Annotated in this window: 2 protein-coding genes; both read right to left on the minus strand. The window is 32.1% G+C overall.

All coding sequences use genetic code 11. From position 1 onward, the window contains the following. On the minus strand, positions 1-695 hold a 695-nt coding region (locus tag A5875_RS18905), incomplete at its 3' end, for a sensor histidine kinase (RefSeq protein ID WP_088935128.1). Positions 696-715: 20 nt separating this feature from the next. Next, the coding region (locus tag A5875_RS18910; RefSeq protein ID WP_176244756.1) for a hypothetical protein at positions 716-1369 on the minus strand (654 nt) is incomplete at its 5' end.

Raw genomic sequence — 1369 nt, forward strand, 5'->3', positions numbered from 1 at the left:
TCATATTTATTGGTAATTGTCAAAATCGTCTCCTCTTTTTGAGAAAGAACAAAGTGTACAGATTCTTTCCCATGCTGCAAAACATTTGAAATTAAATTTTGTAAGAGTCTTACCAAGAGTCTTTCATCTTTATAAACCCAGCAGTCTTCTTGAATATCAAACTTCGGTGTAATGGTGTATTTCTCAAAATTAGATGTTTCTTGTAAAATTCCTTCTATTACTAAGTTACTTAGGTTAATTTTTCTTAAATCGAGTTCAATATTTTGAGATTCATAATAAGAAAGTTCAAAAAATGACTGAGTTAGGTTTTTCATAGTCATTGATTTCTCCAGACTAACTCGAACAAATTCTCGTTGATCTTTAGATAGTGCTTCTCGCTCAAGCAATTGAAGATAACCTATAATAGCTGTTAGGGGGGTTCTTAAATCATGAGAAATATTTGAAATAGTCTCCTTTAATTCTCTTTCCTTCTTTATTTCAGCGATTCGTTCTTCTTTTTGATTTAAAATTGTCCGATTTATCGTCTCAGCTAATGAATTCACTGTCGTATCGGCTAGACTCAACCCAGTTAGTTGATTTCGGTCTAGATCCATATCTCTCAATTGAAGGTCTATCTTTTTTATGTCTCTTTTTAAAAGAAAAATAGAAAAGACAAGAGAGACAATGATGATTATTAAGATAATTACAATGGGCATTTCTTCATCATCCCCTCTGATTAATTCAAATCTAATTGCTCAAAAAAAAGGATTGTTGTAAGCAAGCAAAATATCCAAATACAAAGGATTGGAAGCATAACCTGCAACAAATTTAAGTGGGAAAAATTATGCTTCAAGAAAATGGAAATTTGATTAGCCGAACTGTACTTATAAATTAGTCCTAACAATCCAAAATCCGAAATCAATAAATCACCGAGTTCGACAAAAAAAAGGGTGAGAGTGGTTGAGATTAACAGAATTTTCGATGTGTCTCGACATAAAAAGGAGATTAATAAAAGAAATGATGATGATGCGCTATTTGATAAAAAAGCAAGGACAAGTACTCGCAAATAATAGGAAATTTCAAAGTGTTCTCCCCAGCCATTCATATAAGTCACTATCCCCGTAGTTATTATAGGAGATAGTAACATGATAAAAGCAGATGTACTGATAAAAAAAAGTGTTTTAGAAACAACTATATTTACCCTGCTGTGTCCACTTGCTATTTTTTGTTGGAGCGTTCGATTAGTAAAATCAGGTCCTAGAAAAAAACCAGCAAATATTACTGGAACAAAAATCGTCACGTCGGTGTTAAAACTGTTTTCGAAAGTTTCTTTTCCACTATTCAAAAATGATTCCATATCCAAGCCCTTTGAAAAAAGCTTATCTAACAT

The sequence above is a fragment of the Enterococcus sp. 3H8_DIV0648 genome (assembly GCF_002140655.1).
Classification (GTDB): domain Bacteria; phylum Bacillota; class Bacilli; order Lactobacillales; family Enterococcaceae; genus Enterococcus_A; species Enterococcus_A hulanensis.